Here is a 22733-nt window from a genome sequence, read left to right as displayed (position 1 = left end):
TTCTCCGGCGGAGCTAGAGGGTGGGCTTGCCCGGTGTGTACAGCCAGGTCCGGAACAGGTCGTCGAGCTGCTGCCCGCTGATCTTCTCGGCGAGCTTGATGAACCCGGCGGTGTCGCCGTTGCCGTAGCGGTGGAGCTTGGTCCAGGCGGGGAGCAGCTTGAAGAACGCGGTGTCGCCGATGCGTTCACGGAGCATCTGGAGGGTCATCGCGCCGCGCTGGTAGACGGCGGAGGCGAACATCGTGTCGCGCTGCGGGTCCGCCACGACGGTCTGCCAGAAGGCGTTGTCGGCGGGGCGCGAGGTGTAGCCGGCCAGGAAGGAGTCGTGCGCGGTGCGGGTGCCCTGGTGCTCGGCCCACAGCCACTGGGCGTAGGTCGCGAAGCCCTCGTTGAGCCAGATGTCCTTCCAGTGCGCGACCGACACGGAGTCGCCGAACCACTGGTGGGCCAGCTCGTGCACGATCGTCGTCTCGCTGCGCACGGCCGAGTAGGCGGGCTTGCTCTGCACCTCCAGCGAGAACCCGGCCTCCGGCATGTCGTCGACGATCGCGCCGGTCTCCTCGAAGGGGTACGGCCCGAACAGCTGCGACCAGTAGTCGGTGGCGGCGGCCGTCACCGCGTACACGTCGACGCTGTTGCTGTTGGCGAGGACGGGGTCGATGGCGACGTAGATCGGGGTGCCGCCGGGCGTCCTGCCCGTCTTCACGTCGAACTTCCCGATGGTGGCGGTCGCGAGATAGGTCGCCATGGGCTTGCTCTCGCGCCAGTGGGTGTACGTCGAGGCACCCTTGCTGTACGTCGAGACGAGCCGGCCGTTGGAGACTCCGGTGAGGCCCTTGGGAGCCTTGATGCGGATGTCGTAGGTGGCCTTGTCGGAGGGGTGGTCGCTGGACGGGAACCAGGTGGAGGCGGCGTTGGGCTCGCAGGCGACGAAGACGCCGTCGGCGGTCTTCATCCAGCCGTAGTCGGAGCCGAACACGATGGGCCCGTTGAGGGGTTCGGGGACACCGCCGTAGGTGACCGAGACCGTGAAGTCCCTGCCCTTGCGGAGGAAGTCCCTCGGCGTGATGCGCAGTTCGTCGCCCGAGCGGGTGAACTTGGCCTGTCTTCCGTTCACTTGGACCTTGGTGACCTCCAGCTTCTGGAGGTCCAGGTCGAAGGAGGAGAGGTTCTGGGTGGCGCGGGCGGTGAGGGTCGTACGGCCGTCGAGACGGTCGGTGTCGGGGTTGTAGGCGACGTCGAGGTCGTAGTGCCGGGCGTCGAAGCCGCCGTTGCCGAGCTGGGGGAAGTAGGGGTCACCGATGCCGTCGGCGCCAGGGGTGGGGGCGGGCGAGGCGGCGATGACGAGAAAAGAGGCCGCCGCGGTCGCGAGGGCCCCCAGACGTGCCGAACGGGAGAGTGCCATGAGTCGTCCCTTCGGGTGCGTTTCCGATCAGACGGACACGCCAGACTCTGCACTCTCCCGTTTTGCCATGACCATGACTTTACCAACTCGTCATGTGCTACTTGGCAGTTGACTCCTGGTCACCCGACTCCGCCTCGGAGGCCTCCGCCTTCGGAGCCTCCGGCGCGGAGGTCTCCGCCTTCGGGGTCTCCGTGACCGTCGTCCTTGGAGCCGCCGTCTTCGGGGTCTCCGCCCCGGGCGTCTCCGCCGGCTTCTCCAGGACCGCCGAGCCCACCAGCTCCACCGCTTCCTTCGCGGCGCTCAGCAGGACCGTGTCCTGCGGGGCCTGGTCCGCGAAGTTCTCCGGGTGGTGGCAGGCGACCTGCTGGCCGGGCCGCAGCTCGACCAGCTGGGGCTCCGACGTCTTGCAGATCTCCGTCGCCTTCCAGCAGCGCGTGTGGAAACGGCAGCCGCTCGGCGGCGAGATCGGCGAGGGGACGTCGCCCTTGAGCAGGATGCGCTCGCTCTTGGCGCCCCGGCGCTTGGGGTCCGGCACCGGCACGGCCGACATCAGGGCCTTGGTGTACGGGTGCATCGGCGCCTCGTACAGCGAGGTGCGGTCCGCGAGTTCGACGATCTTGCCGAGGTACATCACCGCGATGCGGTCCGAGACGTGCCGGACCACGGAGAGGTCGTGCGCGATGATCACGTACGTCAGGCCGAGCTCCGACTGGAGGTCGTCCATGAGGTTGACGACCTGCGCCTGGATCGACACGTCGAGCGCCGAGACCGGCTCGTCCGCCACCACGAGCTTCGGCTTGAGCGCGAGCGCGCGGGCGATGCCGATGCGCTGGCGCTGACCACCGGAGAACTCGTGCGGGTAGCGGTTGAAGTGCTCGGGGCTCAGGCCCACCAGCTCCAGGAGGCGCTGGACCTCCTTCTTCACCCCGCCCTCGGGCTCCACGCCCTGCAGCCGGAACGGCGCCGAGACGATCGAACCGATGGTGTGCCGGGGGTTCAGGGAGCCGTACGGGTCCTGGAAGATCATCTGGATGTCCCGCCGCAGCGGACGCATCCCGGCCGAGTTCAGGGTCGTGATGTCCTGGCCCTCGAAGTGGATCGAGCCGCCCGTCGGGTCCTGGAGCCGGGTGATGACCCGCCCCATGGTCGACTTGCCGCAGCCCGACTCACCGACGACGCCCAGGGTCTCGCCCTTGCGCACCTCGAAGTCGATGCCGTCGACGGCCTTCACCGCGGCGACCTGGCGCTGCAGGATCCCCTTCTTGATGGGGAAGTGCTTCTTCAGGCCCTCGACCTTGAGCAGCACCTCGCGGTCCTCCGAGGAGGCCGCCTGCCCGGGCACGGCCGCGGTCTGTTTCTTCGTATCGCTCACAGCTTCGGCGCAATCTCTTCGGTCCAGATCCGCGTACGGTCCTCGGCCGGGAGGTGACAGGCGGACCAGTGCCCGCCGGCGACCTGCGCCAGCTCGGGACGCACGGTTCGCGTGACATCGCCCTTGGGGATGTCCGCGTACGGGCAGCGCGGGTGGAAGGCGCAGCCCGAAGGGACGTTGATGAGGCTCGGCGGCTGGCCCTTGACCGGGATGAGCCGCTCCGAGGTCTCCCGGTCGATGCGCGGCATCGAACCCAACAGGCCCCAGGTGTACGGGTGTTGCGGCTTCTCGAAGATCTCGTCGACGGGACCGCGCTCCACGCACCGGCCGCCGTACATGACCAGGACGTCGTCGGCGATCTCGGCGACGACACCGAGGTCGTGCGTGATGAGGACGACCGCGGAGCCGAACTCCTTCTGCAGGTCCCGGATGAGGTCGAGGATCTGCGCCTGGACGGTGACGTCCAGGGCGGTCGTCGGCTCGTCCGCGATGAGCAGTTCGGGGTTGTTGACCAGGGCCATCGCGATCATGGCGCGCTGGCGCATACCGCCGGAGAACTCGTGCGGGTAGCCGTCGACACGCTTGGCGGGCTCGGGGATGCCGACCCGGTCGAGCATCTCGATGGCGCGCGTGCGGGCGACCTTCTTGCTGACGTCGTGGTGGACCCGGTACGCCTCGACGATCTGGTCGCCGATCTTGTAGTACGGGTGCATCGCGGACAGCGGGTCCTGGAAGATCATGGACATCTGCTTGCCGCGGAGCTTGCGCACCTCGTCCGGCTGCGCCCCGACCAGTTCCTGGCCGTCGAGCCAGATCTCGCCCGACATCTGCACGTTCTTGCCGCGCGCGCCCAGCCGGTGCAGGCCCATGATCGCCAGCGAGGTGACGGACTTGCCCGAGCCCGACTCGCCCACGATGGAGAGGGTCTTGCCCTTCTCCAGCGAGAAGCTGAGCCCGTCGACGGACTTGACCAGGCCGTCGTCGGTCGGGAAGTGCACCTTGAGGTCGCGGACCTCGAGGAACGCGTTCGGGGCCGACTTCGCCGAGTCGACGGGCTCGCCGACCGCGGCGCCGGTCGCGGACAGGGGATCAAGGTCGGTCACGAGAGCCTCACCCGCGGGTCGGCGGCGGCGTAGAGAAGGTCCACCAGAAGATTTGCGATGACGACGAAGAACGCTGCGAGCAGCGTCACGCCGAGGATCGGGGGCAGGTCGTTGCTCTCGATCGACTGCACCGCGTACTGCCCGATGCCGTGCAGGGAGAACACCGACTCGGTGATCAGAGCGCCGCCGAGCAGCAGACCGAGGTCCATGCCGAAGACGGTGATGATCGGCGTCAGGGCGGCCCGCAGACCGTGCTTGACGACGACGTTGCGTTCCCGCAGGCCCTTGGCGCGGGCCGTGCGGATGAAGTCCTCGTTCATCGTCTCCAGCATGCCCGAGCGGGTGAGCCGCGCGTAGATGGCGGAGTACAGGAGCGCGAGCGAACACCACGCCGGGAAGAGGGTGTTGGCCCACTGCGCCGGGTTCTCGGTGAACGGGACGTAGGTGCGGCCGAAGATCGGCCACTGGTAGGTGAAGAGCAGGATGGCCAGGTTGCCCGTGAAGAACATGGGCAGCGAGACACCCGCGAGCGCCACGCCCATGAAGGCGCGGTCGAAGAACGACCGCGGCTTGAGCGCGGAGATCACACCGACGGTGACACCCGACAGGAGCCACAGCACGGCGGCGCCGGCGGCCAGCGAGATGGTGACCGGAAGGCGGGAGGTGAGCTGCGGCCAGACCTCGACGTGGTCCTTGAAGGAGTAGCCGAAGCAGGGCGCGTTGCAGTGCACGGTGGTCGGGCCGAGGTTGTAGGTGGCCCCCGACACGATCCCCTTGATGAAGTGCCAGTACTGCTGGTAGAGGGGCTGGTCCAGACCCAGGTTGTGCTTGACCGCGGCGATGTCCGCCGCCGACGGGCTCTTCCCGATGTACTGCTGGGCCAGCTGGTCCGCGGTCTGGCCGGCGAGCCGTGGCAGCAGGAAGAAGATGCCGAAGGTGACCGCGGAGACGACCAGCAGCAGGATCACCGCTGCGACCGTCCGACGGAGAATGTACGAGATCACGGGGATCGGCGCTGGTGCCCGCGGGCCGCAAAGCCCGCGGGCACCAATGCCTTCACCTGCCTTCCGGGGCTACGACTACTTCGTGGTGCCGATGTTGAGGTAGTCGTACTGGCCGCTGAAGGCCGCCGTCGACACCAGGTTGCTGTAGTTCGCCGGACGGGCGAGCAGGACCTTGAAGTAGGTCAGCGGAACGAGGGCCGCGTCGCTCATGGTCTGCTTGTCGATCTGGGCGTACATGTTGTTGCGGGCAGTGACGTCCTCGGTGCCGATGGCCTTGGCGAGGAGGTCGTTGACCGTCTTGTTGTCGTACTGCGACAGGTTGGTGTTGCCCGAGGCACCGATCGCCTCACCGTTCAGGATCTGCTGCTCGAAGCCGTAGCCGGAGGGCCAGTCGGCACCCCACTGCATCATGATCAGGCCGATGTTCTGCTGCTCGGTGAACTTCGGGACACCCGCGTAGTCGGTGAAGTACTTGCCCGACGGGTACTGCTTCAGGCTGGCGTTGATGCCGACGGCCTTCAGCGAGTTGATGATCGCGGTGGCCGCGGAGATCTCCTGCGGACGGTCGCTGCGGGCCGACAGGTTCGTCGAGATCGACGTCTTGCCACAGGCCTTCAGGGCGTCCTTGGCCTTGGCCGCGTCACCCTTGTCGCCGGTGGTGGCGTACTGGTTGTCCTTGACGTAGCCGGTGATGTCCGGCGGCAGGACGGTGGAGGCGATCTCGCCGCGGATCGGGCCGCCCTCGGCGGTCTGCACCGAGACCTTGTCGATGGCGTACTCGACGGCCTTGCGGCACTGGATGTTGTCGAACGGCTTCACCTTGGTGTTGATCGCCATGTAGACGAGACGGCCACCGAAGGTGTTGTCCGTGCCGGCCTTCTTGTCGGCCGAGGTCAGCAGCTGCGCCTGGGTCGCGGCCTGGACGCCGGTACCGCCCATGTCGATCGCGTTGCCCGCGAGGACGTCCTTGTCGATCGTGTCGGCGTTCACCTTCAGGTTCACGACGATCTTGTCCGGGTACTGCTTGCGCAGCGGGTCCGTCGAGGCGTCCCAGTTCTTGTTGCGCACGAGGACGGCCTGCTTGCCGTCCTGGTAGCTCTGGAACTGGTACGAGCCGGAGGACACGATGTTCTTGACGTAGTCGACGCCGGTGTCCTTCGCCTGCGGCACCGGAGCCGTCTGCGGCGCCGCGACCAGGTAGTCGAACTCCTGGAAGGCCGTGTTCAGGTGGAAGACGATGGTGGTGTCGTCCGGGGTCTCGATGGACTTGAGGCCCTCGGCGCTCTTGTCCTTGTAGGGACCCTTGTAGTCCTTGCCGCCGACCAGGAACTGCTGGAAGTAGTTCGGGCCGAGGGAGAGCACGTCACGCGCGAAGTTCGAACGCTCCACGGCGTACTTGACGTCCTTGGACGTGATCGCCGAGCCGTCCTGGTACTTCAGGCCCGAACGCAGCTTGTACGTCCAGGTCTTGCCGCCGTCGCTGGAGACACCCTTGCTCGCGGCGAGGTCCGGGACCAGGGTGTTGCCCTTGGAACCGGGGCCGGGCTCGAACGTCATCAGCGGACGGGCGTACAGCCGGCTGAAGTTGTACATGTACGCGTAGTACGTGTTGCCCGGGTCGAACGAGTCCGGAACGTCGGACAGTTCGTAGGTGACCGTCCCGCCCTTGTGGGTAGAGGCGTTGACGACGTCCTTGGTCGCTGCGTTGGCCCCAGCCGCCTTCGTCCCACCGTCGTCACTCTTGTTGTCATCGGCCTTGCTGCAACCTGCCACGAGCAGTGTCGCAGAGCCGATGGCCGCAACTGCGGCCAGCGCTGACCTTCGCATGATGGTCTGCTTCCTCCATTGTCGGAAACTTGATGAACTCTCGGGTGCGGGCCCTAGCGGCTGCGGGGGTCGAGAGCGTCGCGGAGACCGTCGCCGAGCAGGTTGAACGCCAGGACGGTCACAAAGATGGCGAGGCCGGGCACGATCATGTAGGCGGGGTCGACCTCGTAATAGGTGACCGCGTCGCGCAGCATGCCGCCCCAGGATGCCTGCGGGGGCTGGATACCGACCCCGAGGAAGCTGAGGGACGCCTCGAAGAGGATGTTCGTCGGGATGAGCAGCGTCGAGTAGACGATGATCGGGCCGACCAGATTGGGCAGCAGCTCCCGGAAGAGGATGTACGGCCCCTTGGCTCCCATCCCCCGGGAGGCGTCCACGAACTCCCGCTCGCGCAGGGCGAGGGTCTGGCCGCGGACGATCCGGCCGAGGTAGGGCCAGTTGAAGAAGCCGATGACGAAGATCAGCACGGACAGGTGCAGCGGCAGGCCGTTGAGGCCGAAGGCGCCGCCCTGCAGGGTCGCCGAGATCGCGATGGCGAACAGCAGGAGGGGGAAGGCGAGGAAGGTGTCCATCAGCCGGCTGATGATCGAGTCGACCCGGCCGCCGTAGAACCCGGCGACGACGCCGAGGATCGTGCCGATCACGTTGGAGAGGATCGTGGCGCCGAAGGCGACGACCAGGGAGACCCAGGAGCCCTCCAGGATGCGGGTGGCGACGTCACGGCCGAACTGCGGGTCGACGCCGAGCGGGTGGTCCCAGCTCATGCCGCCCCAACCGCCCTTGGGCAGCGAGGTGTTGGCGTCGATCAGGTTCTGGTGGAAGGCGTCCGGGTCCAGGCCGAACAGGGCCTGGATGGGACGGGAGAGCACCGCGACCAGGATCAGCAGGACGACGATGGCACCGCCGACGACGGCGACCTTGTCCTTCTTGAAGCGGGTCCAGGCGATCTGTCCAAGGGAACGGCCCTCGATCTGCGCCTTGTCGGCGCCGGCCAGCACAGCCTCTGGCTGCGCCCCGGCTTCCGCCCCCGTGGTCTCGATCGGTGCGGTCACTGTGACCCGACCCCTCTCGCCGGTTGGTTACCGGCTTACGCCTGCCGCGGATTAGCGGCTTTGTCGACATGCAGTGGACACGGGTACCCGGACCCTGTGCCTGAGTCGCGAGTCTTCAGCGTGGCTGCGATCACCCGCCAGGTCTGACGGCGAAAGTATGCGCAACCGTGATGCTTAACTAGGGATTCCGTTATCCGAACAGTGGGTAACGCCCCCCGGACGCCGGGCACTTGGGACAGAACGGTGTTCCGGCGTCTTTTGGGGCAACTCACCGCCGTCTACGCGCGAAGAAATGTGCTGTAGACGTAAATCCTGCGGAGAAGCTGAGAAGAGGACTCGCGGGTTCAGTATCCACCACGGACGGGGGGGTATCCGTACCCACCCGCCTGAGCGGGCGCCGCATGGGCCTCACGGTCGTAGAACGGGCGGGAGTTGGCGCGCAGCCACAGCGCCACCGGGTCGTACTCGTCGGACATCGCGACCGTCGACACCGGCAGCCCCTCGGGGACCGCGCCGATCGACTGCTGCATCATGCCGCGCACCGAGTCCACGGCGGGCGGGCTGGTGTCGTAGACGTCCAGCCCGATCGCGAGATACGGCGCTCCGAGCGCGGGCTGGACCCAGGCGCGGCGCAGCGAACGGACCGCCGAGGTGCGGTGGGCGTTCTGCGTGAGCAGGGCGTAGAACTGGGGGATCTCGATACCCGGCTCCGACAGGCGCAGCGGGCCCGCCGGCTGGCGTTCCAGGCCGGTGGCGATTCTGCGCAGGTCGAGCCAGGGGATGCCGACGCCGCCGCCGGGGGCGTGCGGGTTGAGCCAGAGGCCGTAGTGGTCGGGGTACAGGGTGCGGGCCACGTCCAGGCCGTCGACCACCTCGTACGAACGGTTCCAGCCGCTCGCGGAGAGCTCCTGGGCCGAGGTGACGCACGGGGCGTAGCCGTGGCCCTCCACCTGCATGTTTCCGTACTGGGCGTCCGGGGAGCCGGACTGGCCGTGCCACAGCAGCATCCAGATCTGACCGGAGTGGGGGGTCGCGAGGGCGCGCAGGAGCGCCTCGTAGGCGTCGTAGCGCCCGGGGGTCACTTGGCGCAGCATGTGCTCGACCTGGCCGGTCGCGGTGCCGCTGGCGCTCACGTGTCCGCTCCTTTTTGTAGGTGCCCTGCGATGGGGAACAGCTTAAGCGCCCCAGGGGTGGGAGCCTTGTGCGCGTTGGCGGGCGCGGGTGCGTCGCCGGCCGGGCGGGCCCCGCGGCGGAGCCGCGGACCGGCACAGCCCCGCGCCCCTGCGGAACTCCTCAGTGACCCTGTGTATAGAAGGGACGCACCGTCTGCCTCATCCATTCCGCCACCGGGTCCTGAGTGACGTCCAGGAGGACCAGGTTCACCTGCCACTGGACCGTCACCTGACCCAGCGCCTTCGCCAGGGCCTCCATCGGGGCCGCTCTCAAGTCGCCCTCCCAGTTGGTGAGTTCCACGCCCACGAACATGACCGGGGTGGCCGTCTCGATCGCGGCGAGGCAGCGGCGGGCCGTGGCGACGACGCCGGTCGCGGCGAACTCGGCGGAGGCCGCGGCGAGGAAGTCGACCGGGTCGTCCTGCCAGTCGGGTTCGAAGAGGCGGACGCGTCCGCCGCTGGTGGGGCCGTCGAGGGCGGTGCGTCCGAAGCGGCACAGCTCGGCCACCGCGAGCGGCGGGAGCGGGACGCCGACCGTGCCGCCGGGGTTCACGGCGATGCCGACCTGTGGGGGCAGGCCCCGGGCGAACTCCACCGCCGGCGCGATGGTGAACGACAGATGCGAGCCGACGACCTGGCGGAACTGTTCCTCGGAGCTGAAGACCGGGACGTAGGCCTGCCCCTCGATGTCGAGTGTGGGCAGGTCCAGGGGACCGCTCTGCGGGCCGCCGCCGCTGGGGAGCGGGACCCAGACGAAGCTGCGGCCGAGCACCTCGACGATCCGGCCGCCTGCGGAGGGCATGCCGAGGGACACCGAGAGCACCTCCTCCAGCTCGTTGCCCGGCCATCCGCCGTGCGGATGCGGGTGCGGGTACGCCTGTCCGGGGAAGTCCGCCGGGAAGTCCATCTACCTACCGCCTGCTGGTGAAACCGCCTGCTGTAACCCTGCTGTGGCTGAAAAGGCTAGCGGCTCAGCCCGCGAAGTCGATCCGGCGCAGCACGTCCGCCGCGTCCCGGTCCAGGAGGACCGCCGAGCCCACGCCGTGCGGCAGTTCGCCGCGCTCCACCGAGCGCAGCAGGCGGGCGGCGGCCCGGCGGTGGCGCAGGAACGCGTACCGCGAGACGCCGCGTCCGCGCTCGCGCTGGCCGTCGAGCGCGGTGTCCGGGGTGACGTCGAGGAAGACCAGGTGGAGGGTGCCGCCCCGGCGGCCGGCGGCGCGGGCCAGCCAGCCGCGCACCCAGGTCTGCGTGCCGCAGTCGTGCACGACGGCTCCGGACGCGGAGCGCAGCGCGCGGTGCAGTCCGGCGTAGTGGGCGAGGCGGACCAGCGGGCGGTACACCGCGTACGGGAGGCGGCCGGCCGTGCGGACGTCCCAGCGGTCGCGGGTGTCCTGGCTGTCGACGCGGATCCCGTCGGCCGTCACCGCGCGCCGCATCAGCGTGGACTTGCCGCTGCCGGGCAGGCCGGTGACGACGACCAGGTCACGGGGGCCGAAGCGGAGTCCGTGCGGGCTGTGGCCCGCGCGCTCGCGGAGGTCGCGGACGACCGGTGCCGGGCGGTCCCGGCAGGCTTCCTCGGCCGGGGCGGAGGGCTGCTCGGGCAGCACCGCGGCCGAGGCGGTGGCGTACACCGTGGTCCTTGTCACCGTGATCGTCCTCCCTGCGGGGTCAGGAAAGGTTCTCCCCACCAAACGTAAAGAGAAGGTAATGCACGGTGTCTCGCGGTTCGGTGCGCGTCCGGCCACAGGCCTGTTACAAAGCCTGTGCGATGATGTGCCCGCCTAACTGCATACCGGCCGCTTGAACCCGCGCGGGAGAGTCCCCAGGCATCCGTTGCCGGGGCGCCGAAGGAGCAAGTCCCTCCCTTGAATCTCTCAGGCCCCGTTACCGCGCGGGCGAGGCACATCTGAAAAGCGGACCACCGTGCCCGGTGGTCCCACCCAAGGTGCAACCCGTGACCCGCCGGTCATGGCGAACCTCTCAGGTCCCGATGACAGATGGGGAGGAACGACCTCGCCGTCATGCCTTGGGAGACCGACCGATGAGCAGTAACGCCACCCCTGAGAAGCGCCGCACCGCACTCGACGCGCTGCACCGCTCGCTCGGTGCGACGATGACCGACTTCGCCGGCTGGGACATGCCGCTGCGCTACGGCTCGGAACGCGACGAGCACCTCGCCGTCCGCACGAAGGCCGGCCTGTTCGACCTCTCCCACATGGGCGAGATCACCGTCACCGGACCGCAGGCCGCCCAGCTCCTCGACCACGCCCTGGTCGGCAACATCGCCTCCATCGGGCTCGGCCGCGCCCGCTACACCATGATCTGCCGTGCCGACGGCGGCATCCTGGACGACCTGATCGTCTACCGGCTCGCCGACACCGAGGCCGGGTCCTCGCACTACATGGTGGTCGCCAACGCCTCCAACGCCCAGGTCGTGCTGGACGCGCTCACCGAGCGGGCCGCGGGCTTCGACGCGGTCGTCCGCGACGACCGTGACGCGTACGCCCTGCTCGCCGTCCAGGGCCCCGAGTCCCCCGGCATCCTCGCCTCCCTCACCGACGCCGACCTCGACGGCCTGAAGTACTACGCCGGTCTGCCCGGCACGGTCGCGGGCGTCCCCGCGCTGATCGCCCGCACCGGCTACACCGGCGAGGACGGCTTCGAGCTGTTCGTCTCCCCCGCCGACGCGGAGAAGCTGTGGCTGGCGCTGACCGAGGCCGGGGCGGCGGCCGGGCTGATCCCGTGCGGTCTGTCCTGCCGCGACACCCTGCGCCTGGAGGCCGGGATGCCGCTGTACGGCCACGAGCTGTCGACCTCCCTCACCCCCTTCGACGCCGGGCTCGGCCGGGTCGTCAAGTTCGAGAAGGACGGCGACTTCGTCGGGCGTACGGCCCTGGAGGCCGCCGCCGAGCGCGCCGCCTCGCGGCCCCCGCGCGTCCTCGTCGGGCTCGTCGCCGAGGGCCGCCGGGTCCCGCGCGCCGGTTACCCGGTCGTCGCCGACGGCCAGGTGATCGGCGAGGTCACCTCCGGCGCCCCCTCCCCCACGCTGGGCAGGCCGATCGCCATGGCCTATGTCGACGCGGCGCACGCGGCGCCGGGCACGGCCGGTGTCGGCGTGGACATCCGGGGCAGTCACGAGCCGTACGAGGTCGTGGCGCTGCCGTTCTACAAGCGCGAGAAGTGACAGTCGTCGTAGCGTCTCGTGTGTGACCTGGGGCGGATCGCCCCTGTTCGCCGTTGCCCCCGCAGTTCCCCATTCACCAGCACTCCCCCGCGTACAGGAGAATTCAGGCCATGAGCAACCCCCAGCAGCTGCGCTACAGCAAGGAGCACGAGTGGCTGTCGGTCGCCGAGGACGGCGTCTCGACGGTCGGCATCACCGAGTACGCGGCCAACGCGCTCGGCGATGTCGTCTACGCCCAGCTCCCCGACGTCGGCTCCACGGTGACCGCGGGCGAGTCCTGCGGTGAGCTGGAGTCGACGAAGTCGGTGTCCGACCTGTACTCGCCCGTCGGCGGCGAGGTCACCGAGATCAACGAGGACGTCGTGAACGACCCGTCGCTGGTGAACTCGGCCCCCTTCGAGGGCGGCTGGCTGTTCAAGGTGCGCGTCACGGAGGAGCCGGGCGACCTGCTCTCCGCCGACGAGTACACCGCGTTTTCCGCCGGCTGAGGAGTCGTAGAGACATGTCCGTCCTGAACACGCCCCTGCACGAGCTCGACCCGGACATCGCCGCCGCCGTCGACGCCGAACTGCGCCGCCAGCAGTCCACGCTGGAGATGATCGCCTCGGAGAACTTCGCTCCGGTCGCGGTCATGGAGGCGCAGGGCTCGGTCCTCACCAACAAGTACGCGGAGGGGTACCCGGGCCGTCGTTACTACGGCGGCTGCGAGCACGTCGACGTGGCCGAGCAGATCGCCATCGACCGGGTCAAGGAGCTGTTCGGCGCCGAGTACGCCAACGTGCAGCCGCACTCGGGCGCCTCCGCCAACCAGGCCGCCCTGTTCGCGCTGGCCCAGCCCGGCGACACCATCCTCGGCCTGGACCTCGCGCACGGCGGGCACCTGACCCACGGGATGCGGCTGAACTTCTCCGGCAAGCAGTTCGACGTGGTCGCCTACCACGTGGACCCGGCGACCGGTCTCGTCGACATGGCCGAGCTGGAGAAGCTCGCCAAGGAGCACCGGCCGAAGGTCATCATCGCGGGCTGGTCGGCGTACCCGCGGCAGCTGGACTTCGCCGAGTTCCGGCGGATCGCGGACGAGGTCGAGGCCTTCCTGTGGGTCGACATGGCCCACTTCGCGGGCCTGGTCGCCGCGGGGCTGCACCCGAACCCCGTGCCGTACGCGGACGTCGTCACGTCCACCACCCACAAGACGCTGGGCGGCCCGCGCGGCGGGATCATCCTCGCCAGGCAGTCCTTCGCGAAGAAGCTCAACTCCTCGGTCTTCCCCGGCTTCCAGGGCGGTCCGCTGGAGCACGTGATCGCCGCCAAGGCGGTCTCCTTCAAGGTCGCGGCGGGCGAGGACTTCAAGGAGCGGCAGCGGCGTACCGTGGAGGGGGCGCGGCTGCTGGCCGAGCGCCTGGTGCGGGACGACGTGAAGGCCGTAGGGGTCGATGTGCTGTCCGGTGGTACGGACGTGCACCTGGTCCTGGTCGACCTGCGGAACTCCGAGCTGGACGGCCAGCAGGCCGAGGACCGGCTCCACGAGGTCGGCATCACGGTCAACCGGAACGCCGTCCCGAACGACCCGCGGCCCCCGATGGTCACCTCCGGCCTGCGCATCGGTACGCCGGCGCTGGCGACCCGCGGCTTCACGGCCGAGGACTTCGCCGAGGTCGCGGATGTCATCGCGGAGACGCTGAAGCCGTCCTACGAGGTGGCGGGCCTGAAGGCCCGTGTCACCGCGCTGGCCGAGAAGTACCCGCTGTACCCCGGGCTGTAAGGCGGCCCACCGGGCCGTAACGGCCCGCCGGGGACACCGGCGCACACTGGGAGGTGCGCGCCGGTGTCCCGCACCACCCTGCTTTTCCGCGTTCTGAGGAGTCACCGTGGCCATCTCGGTCTTCGACCTGTTCTCGATCGGCATCGGCCCGTCCAGCTCCCACACGGTCGGCCCGATGCGGGCCGCCCGCATGTTCGCGCGCCGGCTGCGCAACGAGGAACTGCTGGACTCCGTCGCCTCCGTCCGCACCGAGCTCTACGGCTCCCTCGGCGCGACCGGCCACGGCCACGGCACCCCGAAGGCGGTGCTGCTCGGCCTGGAGGGCGAGTCACCGCGCACGGTGGACGTCGAGAAGGCGGACGACCGGGTCGAGCAGATCAAGGAGTCGGGCCGCCTCAGCCTCCTCGGCGAGCACGAGATCCCCTTCTCCTACGACGCCGACCTGAAGCTGCACCGCCGAAAAGCGCTGCCCTACCACGCGAACGGCATGACGCTGTGGGCGTACGACGCGGCAGGCACCGAGCTTCTGTCCAAGACGTACTACTCGGTGGGCGGCGGTTTCGTCGTCGACGAGGAAGCGGTCGGCGCCGACCGGATCAAGCTGGACGACACCGTCCTCAAGTACCCCTTCCGCACGGGCGACGAGCTGTTGCGCCTGACCCAGGAGACCGGCCTGTCGATCTCCGCGCTGATGCTGGAGAACGAGCGCGCCTGGCGCACGGAGGAGGAGATCCGGGCCGGGCTGCTGGAGATCTGGGGCGTCATGCGGGCGTGCGTCTCGCGGGGCATGTCGCGGGAGGGCATCCTGCCCGGTGGCCTCCGGGTCCGCCGCAGGGCCGCGATGTCGGCCCGCCAACTCCGCGCGGAGGGCGACCCGTTGGCCCACGCGATGGAGTGGATCACGCTCTACGCGATGGCCGTGAACGAGGAGAACGCGGCGGGCGGCCGGGTGGTCACCGCCCCGACGAACGGCGCGGCCGGCATCATCCCGGCGGTCCTGCACTACTACATCAACTTCGTGCCCGGCGCCGACGAGGACGGCGTGGTCCGCTTCATGCTCTCCGCCGGCGCCATCGGCATGCTCTTCAAGGAGAACGCCTCCATCTCCGGCGCGGAGGTCGGCTGCCAGGGCGAGGTCGGCTCCGCCTGCTCGATGGCGGCGGGCGCGCTGGCGGAGGTCCTCGGCGGCTCCCCCGAACAGGTCGAGAACGCCGCCGAGATCGGCATGGAACACAACCTCGGCCTCACCTGCGACCCCGTCGGCGGCCTCGTGCAGATCCCCTGCATCGAACGCAACGGCATGGCCGCGGTGAAGGCGGTGACCGCCGCGCGGATGGCGATGCGGGGCGACGGCTCGCACAAGGTCTCCCTCGACAAGGTCATCAAGACGATGAAGGAGACGGGGGCGGACATGTCCGTGAAGTACAAGGAGACGGCCCGGGGCGGGCTTGCGGTGAACATCATCGAGTGCTGAGGGCATAGGCCCTGACCAGCGCGTTCGTTTCTTTCGGCGCTGTCAGGGCCTTCCTTGCTTACGCGGCGGAAAGTCCTGAAAACGCCCTGGGACAGGCGTGAAAGTCCCTGAACAGTCCCTGGGATGTCCCTGGCTTGGGATGGGTTCCGAGGCTGAGAGAGGGCATCCGACCAAGGAGCACGCTTCCTTGAGCAGGCGCACCGCCCGGTTCTGAGGACCGTCCCCGCGGGTGCGGGGAGCATTCCTTCGGCTCGAACGTCCCGGCCGACAGCGGGGGACCATCCCCGCGCCCGTGGGGTTGGTCACAGCGCGCTGTCCGCCAAGTCCGAAGAGATCGGCTGCTCCCTGCATCCGTAGGGGTGGTCCCTGGTCCGGACTCCCGGTAGCCGAGACGAACATGTGCTCCCCGCACTCATAGGTAGGTAGCGATACCTACGCATTACAAGACCACGAGGGATCGTGTTGTGCGGTGCCTGGTCGTGCTGCCCATTGGCGTTCTGCCTGGTCAGAGGATGCGCCGCAGGTTGGCCTGTGCCACCTCGTGATGCACCGTCCAAAGGCGTCCGGTCACTGGGCGGCCACCACAAGCGCTATGGCCACGAGCATCGCCGCTTCCACCTGCCCGCCACGCCTGTTGTGGCAGACCTACAAGTCACGGAGGATGCGCGCTCCGGCGCGCGGCCCACGAACCCTGCAGCGAATGGCATCAGCGGCAGTTCACCGGACGTCGACGTAATCGGTGACCTGGGCGCTTCTGAGGTAGTGGCCTCCGGTCTGGCGGCTGAGGGCGACTGCCCAGGTTCCGTCCTGCTTGGCGGTCACCATGCCGACGAGGTGGCCGTGTTTGTCGGTGCCCAGTTCGGTGACGTAGCGGTATGTGGTGGAGCCGCGGGGCTTGAAATAGAGCGTGGGGGCACCACCGCCGAGCGGCTTCCAGGTCGTGCCGCTCTTGTACTGGAGCGTGCCGGTGAATCGGATCGGCTGGTTTTTGCGGACCGGGTCGGGGGAGGCATGGAAGCCGGTGACGCGGGTGGCGTAGCGATAGAGATGGACGGGCTTGGTGGTGTTGGTCGCCAGGTCGGGGTTGCCGTCGAATCGGGCGCGCCAGTAGGCGTTGGTGTTCGTCATGGTGAGGGTGCGGGCGAATGTCTCGTCGAACAGGGGCTTGTTGTAGCGAATCTTGATGGGGATGGTGGCGGCGTTCTTCCAGCCGCTCTTGCCGTCTTTGGAGTACTGCAGGGTGACCGTGGGATGGGTGGGCCAGTGCGCGCGTGCATCTTCGTAGGAGACGTAGCCGGAGGCCTTGAGGGACGCGTCGTCGTTGAGTGCCGCGCTCATGTCGATGTGGGTGGTGTAGGCGACGTGGAGGCTGAAAGGTTCGGTGGCTACCTGCTGGAAGGGCATGGAGGAGGTGCCGGCCACAAGTTGGGCGGTCGGCGCAGCACTTTCGGAAGAGACGTGCAGCGTGTAGGAACCTTGGCTGTCGGTGGTGGTCTGGCCTGCTACGAAGCTGGGAAGGCCGTTAGGGCCGAGGCCGAAGAGTGTGATCGCGGTGCGAGGCAGTGGCTGCCAGCCGGTGGTGGTCTGGATCTCGGCGCGGCCGGTGACAGCGCCGGTGGCGCCCTGCTTCACGTTCAGGGCGTGCGTGCTCGCGGTGAAGCGGACGGGCGCCTGGGTGGTGTGCAGGTTCTGCTTGGGGCTCAAGAGGTCGATCGCGCCGGGGTAGTTGACAGAGGCCTCGGGTGCGGCGGTCAGGTCGATGGACGTCTGGATCGGGACGAAGGCGGCGGTGAAGCGGCCGTCGGCCCTGCTGGTCGAGCTCACCCGGCCACGTCCGGTCTCGATGTCAATGGGTATGCCGGCGGCGGGAGTTGAGGTGTCCGGGTGGCGGGGGTCCGTAGCAAGGGCCGTGCCGCTGACGGTGACCTGCTGGTGGAGGTAGTCCGGCACGGCAGGGGTGGCGGTCAGATCTGGGATCGCGATGAGGGTCTGGTATCGCAGCGTGTGTGGGGAGAGGGCGCCGGTTACGGTGGCACCGGAGGCGTCCTCCAGGTCGACAGTCACCCGGTAGTCGCCGAGGTCGGGTAGGTGGACTGGTGCCCGCCAGGTGCCGGAGGTCGCGTCCTGCCCGGTGTACTGGGTGAAGTCCTCGGTCGATCCGGCTTCCGGTTCTCCTGCCGGCGCGCCCAGCGGATAGAAGTGGGCCGTGATGCGGGTGAGCGGGCTTCCGGAGTGCGCGGTTACGAAGATCAGTCCCGGCTGGTACCAACCGTCCGCGTCGGACAGGACGGGGCCGCCGCCGGCGTTGTCCGCTCGGGCCGGGGAAAGGCCCGTGAAGAGTGTGACGGACAGAGCGGTTGCCGTGGCAGCCGCCAGGAAGGTGCTGCGTCTCAAGATGGTTCCCCCAGGGAATCGGACGACTTCGTGCGCGAGCTTGAGGTTCGAAAACTTAGTGACGTGCTCCGACAGGGCAGTTCCTGCTGGCGCCGCAGGGCGGGATGAGCAATCTGGCAGACCATCAACACAAGGCGCCCGCCCAAGAGGTGCTTGAGCGAGCGCCTGAACGCCCTTTACAGGTCAACCGAGTTGGCTGACCACAGGGTTGTCGCCCTTCGCGGCAGCGTCGGCGGGCGGCAGGGCTGTGTCGTAGATGTGGATGTCGCTGACCTTACCGTTGGCGTACTCGGCGTAGCTGCCCTGGTAGAGGCGACGGCCGATCTGGAAGGGACCGGCGGCGTTCCAGGAGGTGCCGCTGTAGGTCTTGGTGCCGGACTGGCGACCGTTGACGTAGAGGGTGAGTTGGCTGGTGGAGGCGTCGTAGACGCCGACCAGGTGGGTCCATTGGCCGATCGTCGGTGTGCCTCCGTAGACGGCCGAGAAGGACGTACTGGTGGTGTCGTCGTTGTGGCGGCTGAAGGCCCAGGCCTGTTTGGCGGAGGAGTAGTACAGCTGGAGTCCGTTGGCGTTGCCCGCGCTGTCGGACTGGGAGACGAAGGTTGAGTTGGCCGTCAGAGAAGCGGGGTTGACCCATGCTGAGACGGTGAAGCTCTTTGACGTGTCGACGGCCGGGCCGCTCGTGGCGGCGTATCCGGTGGTGCCTGTGAGGTTGAGGACCTTGCCGTGGGTGGTGTCGGTGGTCCAGGAGTAGGCGCCGTTCAGGGTGGCGCCGAGGGTGCCGACGCTGTCCTTCGCGGTGGTGCCGGTGCCGTCGTCGAGAGTCCATCCGTGAGTGGCGGTGTTGGTGACCGTGCCCAGGGAGACGGGGTCGCCGAAGATGTACTGGGGTGGGGAGACGAGGACCTTGCTCCGGATGTACGGGTATTCCGTGAGTTCGCCGTGGGTGTCCACGGCGTACAGGTCGGGGTTGCCGTCGGGTCCGCCGGTCGGGCTGTTCAGGTCGCCCGGTGAGGCGACGACGGGGTAGGTGCTCGGCGACAGGGTCAGCGGCAGGGTGGCGTGTGTGGAGGCGTGCAGGAGTGCGGGCAGCCCGTTGGCGTCGACGGTGAGTGAGTAGCTGTAGAGCGCCCCGGTGGAGTTGTCCCGTGCCCACAAGGTGGGCGTGCCCTGGAACTTGCCGGGCGCGATCAGCGTCAGGCCCGACCAGTCGCCGTCACCGAGAAGGATTGGGTCGGTGAGGTGTTTGCCGTTGTTGGACTGGTAGATCCACAGCTTGCCGTTCTCCACCGTGATGACGGCGGGGTGGCCCTGTTGGTTTCCGTAGACGTCGCCGGGTGCGATGAGTTGGGTGATGTTCCACGGTGTGGCCGGATCGTATCCGGCGCCCGCGCAGCGGCTGTCGGGAACGGTTGACTGGCAGGGGTCCTTGGTCACGGGGTCGCCGGCACGCTTGCCGATATAGCCGGGGAAGCTGGACCACGGGACGAGCTGGGTGGCGCTGTCGTCCGCGGGATCAAGGTCGTTCGGGACGACGTACAACTGGGATGTCTTGCGGTTGTAGGCGAAGAGGTCGTCGACATCCGCGCCGTGCAGATTGCCGCGGTGAGCGACGAGGTAGTTGTTCCAGCTGGTTCCGTCGGGCGAGTCGGCCGGGGTGGAGACGAGCGCCGGGCCATTGATCGCGGGAGTCGTGCCGGCGACCTGTCCGGTCTGGGCGGGAGTGGCGCTCTGGGCGGGGTCGGTGTCGCCGGGGATCAGTTCGAGGTCGCCGCTCTTGGTGGTGGCGAGCAGGTCGGGTACGCCGTCGCCGCTGATGTCACCGGGGGTGATTCTGGTGTCGGGGTTCCACGGCACGGTGAAGGTGTAACTGGCCGGGGCCTGCGAGATGTTGCCGGCCGCGTCGACGGCTGCCACGTATAGGGTGTGCACGCCCCAAGTGGGCAGAGTGACGGGGATCTTGCCGGTCGCGGTGCCCTGGCTGTCGGTACTGGTGAGCGCAGCCGGTGTGCCGGTGGTGGCGGTGGGCTGGCTGTCGAGGAGCCACAGGAAGTGATCGACGCCGCTGGACAGGCATGCGCTGGGCGTGCAGCTGCTGTCGGAGGGTGCGTCGTCCGCCGCGGTGACGGTGAAGGTGGTCTGGCTCCCGGTGTAGGTGCCGGTGGCCGTAGAGCCTGTACCGACGGTCGGAACGTCGGGGTTGTCGGCTACTGCAGGGGTGTCCGGTGGGGTGAAGTCGGTTTTGAACCAGCAGTGGTCGCTCTTGTCCGAGGTCAGGCTCAGGGTGGAGTTGTTGTCTTGCGCGTAGGCGTCCCAGCCGTACTCGTGGCCGTCTTTGAGAGTGAAGCCGATGGGTAGGTTGACGTCTCGGGCGGTGTCGGCCGCGACGTAGCCGGTGGCGGGGCTTCCGTCGTCCTTTGCGTTGCCGCTGGAATCGAGCACCGTCCGGTCCCAGACATGGAAAATTGCCTTGACGTTCTCACCGGAGACGTTCGACTTGACGGTGGAGTGCAGTTGAACGTTGCTTCCAGCGTTGGAGTAGGTGACGGCGCCGATCCAGCCGTCTCCGGTCGTGGCGCAGGCGCCGTCGGCTCCGGTGGCGGCCGGTACGGTGTGCAGACTGGTCGGGACGTCCGGCGGGATGTCGAATTTCACGGTCATCGTGAGGGCACTGGACATCCTCAGGTAGTCGTCGTTGCTGGACGATGTGCTTTCGTTGCCGTAGAGGGCGATGGTCCAGTAATCGCCGCTTGCGCTGTGGTAATTCGCTATCCGCTGGGCCTGTTTGAGGACTTTGAAGGACGCGGTGTGGTTGCTGCAATTGCTGCCGGAGTTGGCCGCGCTCGGGATCGTGGTTTTGACGGGGTCGTAGCTGTCGTCGACGGGGACGGGCTTGTTGTTCCAGTCGGTGCCGGAGTCGATCGATCCGGTGGTGTGCAGGGTGATCGGCTGGTTCTGTGAGCAGTCCCAGCTGGCCCCGTACGTGGAGCTCACCGTGATGAGCGCGTCGTAGACCTGCATGGAGGGATCGAGACCGCTGGTGGGGATGGCGTAGTACGAGCGTTCAAGACCGGTACCGCAGATGCCGCCCCAGCGCTGGTAGCCCACGCCCTCGCCATCGGGCTGCGGCTTGTCGTACTGCGGACTGTCGGAGCAGGTGGAGCTGGAGTAGACCTCGTCGTAGTGGCCGGAGACCTTGCTGACCGGGTTGCTGAACGGGTCGATGTACACCGGGTAGGTAGTGCCCGGGTCGTTGAGCACGGTCGTGTCCGGTGCCAGCGTGAGACCACTGGGGGTGGTGCTCATCGGCACCGCGTTCACGTTGGCCCCCTCGCCAGGGCCATCGACGGAGGACTTCGCGGGTGCGTCTCCAACTGTGGCGGAGGCCGCCATGGGGGCGATCTCCGTCAGCGCATCCGGAAGAGTGCTGGAGTCCCACATCAGTGGGCGGGGGCTGACGTAGGCGACGGAGCCGTCGGCGGCGGTGGCGTCCATGCCACCCGAATCAGTGGCGGAGAGTGTCAGCCCCTGCGTGGAGGCGGCTTCGGTGAGCTGTTTGATGTGCGGGTCGGTGGCGGCCGTGGCGTCGTGGACGATCAGCACGTCGCTGAAACCGCCCTGGTCAGTGACGGACACGGACAGATCGACGCCTGGCAGCACCGACTTGTACACGGCCGTGTCGTCGCTGACGGTGGGCGCGGGCAGGGGGAATGGCATGGTCAGGGCCATGCTGTGCCCGTCCTGGTTGGTGAGGGTGACCAGGGGTCCGCTGCCGCCGCTGGACAGGGTGACGCCGTTCGGCGTGGCCTTGGGCGACAGCGTTCCGTCCGGGTTCGCGGCGAGGGTGGCGTCGACCGGTGTCCAGACACCTGCTCTGAGGACCCGTACCGGCATGACGTTAGTGGTGGAGGTGAACATGCCGTCGGGGTTGGCGGTGACGGCGGAAGTCTCCGTCGTCAGAGACTCGACGGGCACGTCCTGGCCACTGGCGACGGCCTCGGTCTGGGCGGCCAGCATCGGATCGCTCGGAGCCGGATCGTCGGCGCGTGCCGAAACGGCGGGAACAGTGAGCAACAGGCCTGTCAGCGCGGGCATCAGCGCCAGTCGGCGTATCAGCTCTCTTCGCCTACTCGGCTTTCGGGCGTATCCGGACAACACGAAACAGCTCCCCCTCTATTTGCCAACACTTTGCATTCGTGATCTTCGTCACGTTTAAGGGCGTTGAGGATGTGGCGGGCAATGCGCGTGGTGTCTGGTTTGTCGCTAGGTGATGATGTTCGCCCCTTCATGGAAAGAGCACATCAAGCACTCAGTTGGCATACGTGATCGCCACATCGTCGGCACAGGGTATTGAGTTGCCCCCTTCCCATCAATAGCCTCCCGTCGATCACGCTTCCCGCGTGATCGGGGTGGGACGGTCTGTCAAGGCCGCTGGTCATGGGGGAAATGAGTGAGCGGCAAGCGGCGTTGGTTCGCGAGCGTCCAGTACCGGATCTGGGGCAGAGCACTGACTCTTGCCACGGCGGCCGTCGCACTGATGGCGTTGCTGGCGCCCATAGCGGTGGCTCAGGGTGCGGTCGTGGGGCCCTACCGTTTCAAGGGCACGGTGTGGAACCCGAAACCCCTGCCGAAGACTCCGACGGTCGGCAGCCATGCCTTGCACCTGCCAACTACCGCTCATCCCAGGGGCTACAAGGCCGTCAGCAAGTATCAGGCCGCCGAGCCCGTGTGGCCGTCGGCCGGCACGAAGACGGTATCCCTGACGCACACCACCCAGGCCGGCAATACCGCGTCCACCACCACTGCTGCGTCGCCGAGTTCGTCATCCGGCCCCTCCGGCGCTTCCGATGCGGCCACCAAGTCGGCATCCACTCCTCCGTCGAGCACTCGTGTCGTCCCGGTGACGAAGCCCGTCAAGGCGGGAGCCCTGCCGGTATGGGTGGCGCCCGTGCCGGCATCCGGCCAGAAATCCCGCTCCAGCAAG

General features: G+C 68.1%; 16 protein-coding genes and 1 riboswitch. Of the genes, 4 read left to right on the top strand and 12 right to left on the bottom strand.

Annotated elements, in window-relative coordinates; genetic code table 11:
• Positions 1 to 13: 13 nt before the first annotated feature.
• The 9 genes from ACIPTO_RS30740 to ACIPTO_RS30700 form a co-directional block, all read right to left on the bottom strand.
• A complete protein-coding gene (locus ACIPTO_RS30740; RefSeq protein WP_366320712.1) occupies positions 14 to 1405 on the bottom strand; it encodes a M1 family metallopeptidase in 1392 nt (463 codons plus the stop codon).
• 97 nt (positions 1406 to 1502) lie between these two features.
• Positions 1503 to 2777 carry an ABC transporter ATP-binding protein gene (locus ACIPTO_RS30735; RefSeq protein WP_401197548.1) on the bottom strand — a complete coding sequence of 425 codons (1275 nt, stop codon included), beginning with the start codon at positions 2775 to 2777 and terminating at the stop codon, positions 1503 to 1505.
• Positions 2774 to 3880 (bottom strand): ABC transporter ATP-binding protein, encoded by a 1107-nt coding sequence (locus ACIPTO_RS30730; RefSeq protein WP_366320708.1) that lies wholly within the window; start codon positions 3878 to 3880, stop codon positions 2774 to 2776. Before ACIPTO_RS30730 ends, ACIPTO_RS30735 begins: the two co-directional genes overlap by 4 nt.
• Positions 3877 to 4884, bottom strand: a complete 1008-nt coding sequence (locus ACIPTO_RS30725) for an ABC transporter permease (protein WP_366320706.1) — start codon at positions 4882 to 4884, stop codon at positions 3877 to 3879. The genes ACIPTO_RS30730 and ACIPTO_RS30725 overlap by 4 nt, the downstream gene beginning before the upstream one ends.
• 75 nt (positions 4885 to 4959) lie before the next feature.
• Positions 4960 to 6711: an ABC transporter substrate-binding protein gene (locus ACIPTO_RS30720; protein WP_401197544.1), complete on the bottom strand. Its 1752-nt coding sequence runs from the start codon at positions 6709 to 6711 to the stop codon at positions 4960 to 4962.
• Between the two features lie 53 nt (positions 6712 to 6764).
• Positions 6765 to 7763, bottom strand: coding sequence for an ABC transporter permease (locus ACIPTO_RS30715; protein WP_366320702.1), 999 nt, complete (start codon positions 7761 to 7763; stop codon positions 6765 to 6767).
• A 344-nt stretch (positions 7764 to 8107) separates the two neighbouring features.
• The gene (locus ACIPTO_RS30710; RefSeq protein WP_366320700.1) at positions 8108 to 8896 is read right to left on the bottom strand and encodes an enhanced serine sensitivity protein SseB C-terminal domain-containing protein; all 789 of its coding nucleotides are present in this window, start codon (positions 8894 to 8896) and stop codon (positions 8108 to 8110) included.
• A 160-nt stretch (positions 8897 to 9056) separates the two neighbouring features.
• Positions 9057 to 9842, bottom strand: a complete 786-nt coding sequence (locus ACIPTO_RS30705) for an enhanced serine sensitivity protein SseB (RefSeq protein WP_366320698.1) — start codon at positions 9840 to 9842, stop codon at positions 9057 to 9059.
• Positions 9843 to 9906: 64 nt separating this feature from the next.
• Complete coding sequence (locus ACIPTO_RS30700) at positions 9907 to 10587, bottom strand: AAA family ATPase (RefSeq protein ID WP_401197929.1); 681 nt, start codon at positions 10585 to 10587, stop codon at positions 9907 to 9909.
• Between the two features lie 149 nt (positions 10588 to 10736).
• A riboswitch (glycine riboswitch) is annotated at positions 10737 to 10835 on the top strand.
• Positions 10836 to 10976: 141 nt separating this feature from the next.
• Here ACIPTO_RS30700 and gcvT point away from each other — a divergent pair.
• The 4 genes from gcvT (at position 10977) to ACIPTO_RS30680 (ending at position 15355) form a co-directional block, all read left to right on the top strand.
• On the top strand, positions 10977 to 12119 hold the full coding sequence (gene gcvT, locus ACIPTO_RS30695) for a glycine cleavage system aminomethyltransferase GcvT (protein ID WP_366320696.1): 1143 nt from the start codon (positions 10977 to 10979) through the stop codon (positions 12117 to 12119).
• 110 nt (positions 12120 to 12229) lie between these two features.
• On the top strand, positions 12230 to 12607 hold the full coding sequence (gene gcvH / locus ACIPTO_RS30690) for a glycine cleavage system protein GcvH (RefSeq protein ID WP_266772778.1): 378 nt from the start codon (positions 12230 to 12232) through the stop codon (positions 12605 to 12607).
• Between the two features lie 14 nt (positions 12608 to 12621).
• Entirely contained in the window at positions 12622 to 13881 is a 1260-nt protein-coding gene (glyA, locus tag ACIPTO_RS30685; RefSeq protein ID WP_366320692.1) for a serine hydroxymethyltransferase, read from the top strand.
• A 106-nt stretch (positions 13882 to 13987) separates the two neighbouring features.
• The gene (locus tag ACIPTO_RS30680) at positions 13988 to 15355 is read left to right on the top strand and encodes an L-serine ammonia-lyase (protein WP_366320690.1); all 1368 of its coding nucleotides are present in this window, start codon (positions 13988 to 13990) and stop codon (positions 15353 to 15355) included.
• Positions 15356 to 16072: 717 nt separating this feature from the next.
• Here the strand turns inward: ACIPTO_RS30680 and ACIPTO_RS30675 are convergent.
• The 3 genes from ACIPTO_RS30675 to ACIPTO_RS30665 all read right to left on the bottom strand — a co-directional run bounded on the left by ACIPTO_RS30675 (position 16073) and on the right by ACIPTO_RS30665 (position 22732).
• A complete protein-coding gene (locus ACIPTO_RS30675) occupies positions 16073 to 17749 on the bottom strand; it encodes a hypothetical protein (RefSeq protein ID WP_401197538.1) in 1677 nt (558 codons plus the stop codon).
• 183 nt (positions 17750 to 17932) lie between these two features.
• Positions 17933 to 21844 (bottom strand): LamG domain-containing protein, encoded by a 3912-nt coding sequence (locus tag ACIPTO_RS30670; RefSeq protein WP_401197535.1) that lies wholly within the window; start codon positions 21842 to 21844, stop codon positions 17933 to 17935.
• A 615-nt stretch (positions 21845 to 22459) separates the two neighbouring features.
• Complete coding sequence (locus ACIPTO_RS30665) at positions 22460 to 22732, bottom strand: hypothetical protein (protein ID WP_401197532.1); 273 nt, start codon at positions 22730 to 22732, stop codon at positions 22460 to 22462.
• Position 22733: the final 1 nt, after the last annotated feature.

The sequence above is a fragment of the Streptomyces sp. NPDC090083 genome (genome assembly GCF_044747445.1).
Classification (GTDB): domain Bacteria; phylum Actinomycetota; class Actinomycetes; order Streptomycetales; family Streptomycetaceae; genus Streptomyces.
The sequence above is the reverse complement of the archived record's forward strand: the minus strand, read 5'-3'. Positions and strand labels throughout refer to the sequence as shown.

What these genes read in the sequence shown, in the direction of transcription:
- ACIPTO_RS30740 (WP_366320712.1), bottom strand. Translation starts at nt 1,405, where the DNA reads ATGGCACTCTCCCGTTCGGCACGTCTGGGGGCCCTCGCGACCGCGGCG.
- glyA (WP_366320692.1), top strand. Translation starts at nt 12,622, where the DNA reads ATGTCCGTCCTGAACACGCCCCTGCACGAGCTCGACCCGGACATCGCC.
- ACIPTO_RS30670 (WP_401197535.1), bottom strand. Translation starts at nt 21,844, where the DNA reads ATGCCCGCGCTGACAGGCCTGTTGCTCACTGTTCCCGCCGTTTCGGCA.
- ACIPTO_RS30720 (WP_401197544.1), bottom strand. Translation starts at nt 6,711, where the DNA reads ATGCGAAGGTCAGCGCTGGCCGCAGTTGCGGCCATCGGCTCTGCGACA.
- ACIPTO_RS30705 (WP_366320698.1), bottom strand. Translation starts at nt 9,842, where the DNA reads ATGGACTTCCCGGCGGACTTCCCCGGACAGGCGTACCCGCACCCGCAT.
- gcvT (WP_366320696.1), top strand. Translation starts at nt 10,977, where the DNA reads ATGAGCAGTAACGCCACCCCTGAGAAGCGCCGCACCGCACTCGACGCG.
- gcvH (WP_266772778.1), top strand. Translation starts at nt 12,230, where the DNA reads ATGAGCAACCCCCAGCAGCTGCGCTACAGCAAGGAGCACGAGTGGCTG.